A 7,126-nucleotide genomic window follows, 5' to 3' on the forward strand; every position below is an offset into this window, starting at 1 on the left:
GTAAATTGCATTCCTGCCTGGACCGCATCCGAGTTCAAGAACTTTTCCTGGATTAAGTAATTTTTTCTCGAAATAATTAACTAAGTTCTCATCTGGTTTATTAGTAAAAAAGGGAACTCCTTTTTCACGATTAGAATAAAAATCATCCCAAATTTGAGTTGGTTCACGCAATAACGAATCTAACATATCCAATAAATCTTCATAACTACTAATTGTTTCTTTCATAATAACCCCTTCTTTCCAATTAAATCTTATATTCTAATTGTACTAACAATTAGAATATTTCGTGTTTCATCGGGGTTAACAATACTTTAAATTCAAATAAGTTTGAACTCTCTACATATGCCTATTTATGCTAATTTAACACGCATAAATGCACCTAATTCTCCTTTTATATTATTTTAAAAGTATTTACCTTACTCTTTCTGAAAATCCAATCAAACAATTAGAAATACCCTTAGAATTGGAATTTGATTTCGATTTTTCAGAATTATCATTACGATTATTGCAATAATATTACAAATGGAGTAGCTATACATTCTCATTAAATAAAGATGTTTCTTTGGTAATTTACATAAATTCCATTACTAGTAGTAAGAAAATAAGCACATGCCTTATTTTTGCGGAGTGACGGGTTGCATTTTTAATTCTTTTATCCCTTCTTTTAATATGAACGCATCTGTTCTTACTGTTTTCCAACTGTCTTTAGCCGCATCCAAGTTAGGTTTTAAGAATTTAAATTTATTTTGATCAGCTTTTTGAGCTGCATTATCAATATATCCCATTACTCTCGAATATTTAGAATCTAAATCGTGCCATTGCGCGGACATATAAGTAAGATCATTAATAGCTTTATCAATCGCACTATGCATCTCACTAATATTATTAAACGCAACTCCAATTATATCTACGTAATGTCTGAAGCTTGTCAAAAGTTTTAGCATCCATAACATATCTCCTCTCTTTAATAATGGTCTATTAAAAGATTCCCAAAACAAGAAGTTTGGTATGTCAACATGAAACTAGACAATTTTTTTAAGGTGTTCCTGTCTGTACTGAACAGGGCTCAAATAGCCTAGTGTGCCATGGATTCTAACATTGTTAAACCAGTTTACGTAGTCGTTCAATTCTAAAATCAATTCTTCTAAACTTGCGAAATGACGATCACGAACGAACTCTGTTTTAAAGACTTTGTAGGTTGCTTCCGCTACTGCATTATCATATGGACATCCTTTCGCACTTAATGAACGCTGGATTTTGAAGGCCTCTAACGTGTCATGAATCAGCTTGTTTTTGAACTCATTTCCTCGATCTGTATGAAATAAGGTAATCCGATTTAAGTTTGTTTTCACCGTTGCGAAAGCTTGTGAAACAAGCTCGGCATCTTTCTTTTGGCCTGCGCTATGATATATGATTTCTCGATTAAAGAGATCGACTAATAAACATACGTAATTCCACTTTTTGTTCACACGGACGTATGTTAAATCACTTACGACTACAGCTAGCTCTTCTTGTTGGTTGAACTGACGATTGAGTTCGTTTGAAATGTTTTCTTCATTACAGCTAACTCTCTTCGGCTTAAACTGTGCAATCGTATAGTTCGATACTAAACCTTGGTTCTGCATGATTCACACAATACGGCGACGTGAAATCACATATCCTAACTTCTTTAATTCCACTTTTATCTTTCGTGTTCCATAGTTCTGGCAGCTCTCTCGGAAGATTTCTTTCACGAGTGGTGACAATTCATCTACTGTATCTTGTGCTTGTTTTGCCTCATAATAATACGTCGCTCTTGATAATTGTAGGACATCGCACATTGCTGATATCGAGTATTTATGTAGGTTATTCTTCACTACTTTTACTTTCGTCCTAGTATCAGCGCCGCTTGCTTTAAAATATCATTTTCCATAAGAAGCTGTTTGTTTTGTTTTCTCAACGCTTCCAATTCTATTTGTTCAGCGGTCTTATTATCTTTCTCTTTAAACGAGCCAGATGTATGATTTTGATTGATCCACCGATCCAATGATGATGGTGTTAATCCATATTTCTTAATAATATCTTTCCTTTATTTACCATTTTGATGCAGTTGAACCATTTGGTGCTTAAATTCCGCTGTAAAGGTTCTTCTTTCTCTTTTATTTTTCGTCATAGTAGATTCTCCTCAAATATATTAGTTGTAGTCTACTTGACCTTAATTTTTTTGTCTAGTTCAGTGTAGCCTATCCACTTTTTCGTTTTGGGGAACAACCAATTTCTTAAGTTGATGGGCATGTATAGTGCCCCTATAAGGTGAACTTCGCCAATTGTTCACCCCAAGATGATACTTCAGTTTCAACAAATCCAGCTTTCCTATAAGCAATTTTTGCTGAAAGATTTTTAGGATTATATCCAATCATGATTAGAGGAATATTTTTATTATTAATACTTCTTATCTTTTCAATAATGAGAAATATAGCCTGTATACCTATACCTTGTCCCTGGTACTCTTTATCAATCATTAGTCTATAAATCCAATAATTATTATCATCAGAGTCTATTCCAAACATCACAAATCCTATTAGCTTACTATCAAGATATATACCATTTGCATAGAAATTATCTAAAAATTGAACCTCTGCAATAGAATAAAGATTGGAGGTGATAAATGTGCGTTGTTCTTCTTTTACTGATAATTTTATAGCCTCTTCCCAATTACTTTTGTCAATGGGTTTTAAAGATAGTTTGTTCAATATGGATACTCCTTTCGAATATAGAAGGGAACCACGTAGCTTTTGGGCTATTAAAACGTTTTCCCCTCATATTTACACCCTAAAAATACTAATTCCTTTTGCATAGACAATACCTTCTTAACATTAGGATTTAACCTTCTAAATAATATATTTAACCCCGTCATATGTTCCAACTAAAGCTGCCTCACCATTTGCATCCGCTAAAAGTAAATTCATATTCGTTCCCACAGGCATGTTTTTCACCGCATAGACGGCTTCTTCAATATTTCTACACGTCTCTAGTATGGCTCTCACAACCACCATAAACTGTAACCCCGTAACTACTGGTTCTCTCATACCTGGATATTTACCTATCGGCATACCACACGAAGCAAACACTACACATAAACCTTTCTCGTTTAATCCTTCACTTCGACCAAATGTAGAAACGGAGAAACCGGTATGAGTGTATCTTCCATCTACTTTAGTTGTACAAAGGCGCATATCCGAAATATCAGGAGAGAGGTCGTAGTTTCGTAATACATATGTTTTACCATCAGACATTTTTTGGGGGGAAATTGCGCCTAGACTACACCCTCCAGGTATTAACCAGGCATCGTTATAAAACTTTAATTGATTTGGTTGATAACCAAACCCTTCCGTAAAACCCTCTAATTCCTCATTTAATCCCGGACAATACTCCTCGATTTGGGATCTCATTTCAAGATATGCTTTGTCAGAATAAGATTGTTCTCTTAGAAAAATCCCCTTAACGTTTGCATTCTCAGGATATTCTAATGCTTGTTGTTTTCCAATTCTCAATTACATTTTATTCTAAAACTACATACTCAAATAAGTTCCATTATAACCGAAAAACATATTAATCTGATAATTCAACTTTCTAAATTATTCCTAAAAAAGTATCAATCAATCTGATTGCATTTTTCTTTCGTGTAGGACCCTCTGTTGACTTAGCTTCAAGTGCTATAGCTCATCCTTTATACACACCATCGTAGTCTACTGTACTTTTAGCTTCATAGATTCCATTCGTCCACCTTTACTTTTTAACACCTTCACAAGAGTCTGATGGCTTGTTTATACGCGCCACTCTATCTCTTTGGTGCATTTCATTCGATAGATTGATAAGCATTTCAAAATGCATCCCTCGATTTCCTAAGTCCATTATTCTTTCTTACTGTCTATTAAGAGGATTATTCTGTCAAACAACAATCCCCACAAAACGGTAATTATTATATAATTGAATTATTCAAACATCAGGAGTGAAGAAAATGCTTGATATATACAGTCTTATTTTTTTGATTATTATTGGAATCGGTGCAGTATTATCATTGATAAGTGATTTGCGAAAACCACAAAAAAATATATTTGCGATTACATGTGAGTCTTTAGTTCTTATAGGAATTGTATCTTATTACTTACATAATAAATAATACTATCCTGTGAATAAGTTTCAATATTCCGTCAATAATATAGATACCATAATAATTTCTCCGTCCCCCTGGAGAGCCTTGAGCAGTTAGCTTTTGCTAGCTGCTCTTTCCGGTCGCATTCACCATTAATAACCATTGCGATTACACCTTATAATATAGAAGCTCGATTAAATCGGGTTGTTATATCCATTACCCTAGGAAACTAGGGTTTTGTTTTGTACAAAATGAAGTTTTTATTAACTCTGTAATTTTTATCACATCTTCACCGGCAGGCCTATGTTAATATTTTTTGCGAGGTAAATTCTTTTAAACGAATGCCTCTTACTCCCTTTAGGATTCGTTTAACAAAATTTTTTGCACACTTAATCCTCTCGCAAAGTAACTTCATCCTATGAAGCCCTGTTTCTCAACAACTTTAGGACTTCATAGGATGGAGTTTTTATTCGCTTGTCTAGTAGCTCTATAAGAATATCCGGCTCATAATGCTCCCATTTAAAATTCACTGGTTGTTTCATCGTCGTATACGTCCTTTATTTATGAATATTTTCAGTGTGGTATTATTTAACATCAATTTAAGCACATGTTTTACAAATTTCACGATTCGGAAAAGCCCATGTAGGACTTCACACCGACATTATCGTTTTTGGGATAATCTGTTCTGTTAGCTTTATGGACATGTAGTAATACCTCTGTATGCAAAATTGCATACCACTTTCTATTGAAAATAATTATCACTGTAACTATAATAGTTACAGTGAGTAGATTTTACATTTACTTATTGTAACTATTTTATGAAAGAATATTAAAGGAGGAGTTAGAATTATGAAAAAAGCCATTTTAGCAGGAGCATTAGGAGTAGCAGTACTTTCGGGTATGAATTTACCAGGGTTAGAAGTTCCGAAAGCTAGTGCAGCAACTATGGATTTAGAAATTCAAGAGGTTACTAAATATTATTCTCTGAGTTCATATGAAGTGTCTCAAAAAGAATTTTTTAATCTTAAAAAAGGAGAAGAACTTACAGTCTTTGTAAATAATTCAGGATTCCCGATTTCTTACACAGTCTTTGACGCAGACAATCAAGTAATTGGTACATACAATGCTAATTCACCTTATGGACGCGTATTCGAAGCGCAAAAAGACGGTAATATTTCTGTACAATTTCAAGCAGGAGTGAATTCTTCATTTATGAAGAAAATGAATTTTACAGCCAAATTCGCTCTTTCTAAATTTAATTAATGGTAAGAGTTATATAAACAATAAAGTAGAAATGTATACATTTTTTCTACCTTTACGTAGCTTCAAAATCTTTTCTATCCCTTTGCTGGTGTAGAAAAGAAACTTTGAATATTTAACAGAGATTAAAGAAATTAAAAATGATGTTTAAGAAATCTCTTTTAATTCGGCTATCGTTGTAATATTGTGATAAATCTGTTGAAATAATAATAGAGATACTTTTCTTTTTTAGAAAAAATGACATCGGGTATTTTATTTGAATAGCAGGTCAAGGTCTTTGAACCACTTGAAGAGCATTCTTCTTCAAGTGCGTCTAAAGACCTTTTTGTGTTGTTCTAAAACGATAAGAAAGGAGAATTCAAGCCAAACTCTCTGAATATAAAATGAAATCCTCTTTTTTTGGTTGCTGAACTAGAAAACCCTTATTTTTGGATTAATTATAACAATTACTTATTTTAGGAGATGATTAAATGGAAGGGTTACCTTGTAATGGCTGCAAAGGAATGTGTTGCGGTCCCGTTCCAATTACAGAAGAAGAATTTAAAAAAATAAAGAAGAAGAAGATAAAATCGATGCCTACAAAAAAACGCCTAGATTTAAAAAGTCAGCAACGATATTTTGGAACATGTATTTTCTATGACGAAATAAACGATCGTTGCGGTATTCATCCGGTACGTCCAATAATTTGCCGAGCATTTGGGTATTACAACAATCTGGTTTGTTTTCGCAAACCGGAAGTAGTTTCCGCAAAAAACTATATGAGTAACGAACAGCCCATTGGTATTTTGAGTGTTGATTTTACATGGAAAGATTTTTCTTAATGGTTTTATCTATTTTCTTAAGTTGATAGATGTGGGGTAGCACCACATCGCTATAAAGCTAAGGTTTTTCACCATCTATAAAGCAAAAAATACGTTATCATTTCCTATAATTCTATAGAAAGAATAGCGTATTTTTTTACTTTAATGGAATTTTGTTAACTTGATAGCGATGGGCGGTACCCTAAACTAAGTTAAAGCATATTTAAGCGAAATTAAACATGACAAAAAAGCATTTCACTATCAGTGAAATGCTCAGATTGTAGAAACCCTCGATGAAAATCAGTTTTTCTACTAAGCTTAATTAGATTTTACAATCGCTGATGAAACTTCATCATTCCAAGTTCTAGCTCCATCTCCCATACTAACATCAGTCAAATTAATATACTTTCCATTGTTTACAATTGCAAGTGCTCGCCCTTCTGCATTAACATGTTCATAAATAGTCGTATAATCTCCATAAGGATGTGTAAGTATAGAAGAAACATTATCATTATTAGAACCACCAAAGTTTACAACAACAACTGGGTTTCTACTTGCATTTACAGTAAAACGTGAGCCCTTCAAATCATTATCATAATAAAAAGTAGAATAAATTGATGCTAAAGGTTGCACTTTGTTGCTTTTAGGAACTGGATGGCTTTCTAAGTAATTTTCAAAATCTGTCTTGTTTTCAAATCCAATCGTTGTTTGCTCCCCATCAAATCCATCCGTTATTACTTGGTAAGGCTTTGCTGGAGAATCTGCATACGCCTGCGGGCTTGAAACACCAAATAGCATCGCGCCTGCTAATAAACCTGTAGAAAGTACTCCCATAACTCGTTTCAAATGAATCACTCCTTTATAAAATGGCTTGCAAACTAATCTTACGCCTTTTATCCTGTCTCTTATACACATCTGACGCTGCCGACGA

6 protein-coding genes and 4 pseudogenes are annotated in these 7,126 nt (G+C 33.6%); 3 read left to right on the forward strand and 7 right to left on the reverse strand.

What is annotated here, in order from left to right; genetic code table 11:
• The 6 genes and pseudogenes from JDS96_RS29305 to JDS96_RS33155 all read right to left on the reverse strand — a co-directional run.
• Nucleotides 1-225 (reverse strand): annotated as a pseudogene (locus tag JDS96_RS29305) (SAM-dependent methyltransferase); the annotation flags it as partial.
• Nucleotides 226-614: 389 nt separating this feature from the next.
• Nucleotides 615-902 (reverse strand): annotated as a pseudogene (locus JDS96_RS29310) (hemolysin); the annotation flags it as partial.
• A 120-nt stretch (nucleotides 903-1,022) separates the two neighbouring features.
• A pseudogene (locus tag JDS96_RS29315) lies at nucleotides 1,023-2,152 on the reverse strand (IS3 family transposase).
• Between the two features lie 133 nt (nucleotides 2,153-2,285).
• Nucleotides 2,286-2,732, reverse strand: coding sequence for a GNAT family N-acetyltransferase (locus JDS96_RS29320; RefSeq protein ID WP_199668935.1), 447 nt, complete (start codon nucleotides 2,730-2,732; stop codon nucleotides 2,286-2,288).
• Between the two features lie 138 nt (nucleotides 2,733-2,870).
• The gene (locus JDS96_RS29325; RefSeq protein WP_199668936.1) at nucleotides 2,871-3,533 is read right to left on the reverse strand and encodes a C45 family autoproteolytic acyltransferase/hydrolase; all 663 of its coding nucleotides are present in this window, start codon (nucleotides 3,531-3,533) and stop codon (nucleotides 2,871-2,873) included.
• A gap of 172 nt (nucleotides 3,534-3,705) precedes the next feature.
• A pseudogene (locus JDS96_RS33155) lies at nucleotides 3,706-3,894 on the reverse strand (Holliday junction resolvase RecU); the annotation flags it as partial.
• Nucleotides 3,895-4,000: 106 nt separating this feature from the next.
• Here JDS96_RS33155 and JDS96_RS29330 point away from each other — a divergent pair.
• The 3 genes from JDS96_RS29330 (at nucleotide 4,001) to JDS96_RS29340 (ending at nucleotide 6,216) form a co-directional block, all read left to right on the forward strand.
• Nucleotides 4,001-4,162: a hypothetical protein gene (locus JDS96_RS29330; RefSeq protein WP_018766059.1), complete on the forward strand. Its 162-nt coding sequence runs from the start codon at nucleotides 4,001-4,003 to the stop codon at nucleotides 4,160-4,162.
• Nucleotides 4,163-4,984: 822 nt separating this feature from the next.
• The gene (locus JDS96_RS29335) at nucleotides 4,985-5,398 is read left to right on the forward strand and encodes a hypothetical protein (protein WP_199668937.1); all 414 of its coding nucleotides are present in this window, start codon (nucleotides 4,985-4,987) and stop codon (nucleotides 5,396-5,398) included.
• Nucleotides 5,399-5,865: 467 nt separating this feature from the next.
• The gene (locus JDS96_RS29340; RefSeq protein WP_199668938.1) at nucleotides 5,866-6,216 is read left to right on the forward strand and encodes a YkgJ family cysteine cluster protein; all 351 of its coding nucleotides are present in this window, start codon (nucleotides 5,866-5,868) and stop codon (nucleotides 6,214-6,216) included.
• Between the two features lie 297 nt (nucleotides 6,217-6,513).
• Here JDS96_RS29340 and JDS96_RS29345 read toward each other — a convergent pair whose 3' ends face one another.
• On the reverse strand, nucleotides 6,514-7,041 hold the full coding sequence (locus tag JDS96_RS29345; RefSeq protein ID WP_033799391.1) for a hypothetical protein: 528 nt from the start codon (nucleotides 7,039-7,041) through the stop codon (nucleotides 6,514-6,516).
• Nucleotides 7,042-7,126: the final 85 nt, after the last annotated feature.

The organism is Bacillus cereus group sp. N21, from assembly GCF_016483395.1.
GTDB classification, from domain to species: Bacteria; Bacillota; Bacilli; order Bacillales; family Bacillaceae_G; genus Bacillus_A; species Bacillus_A pseudomycoides.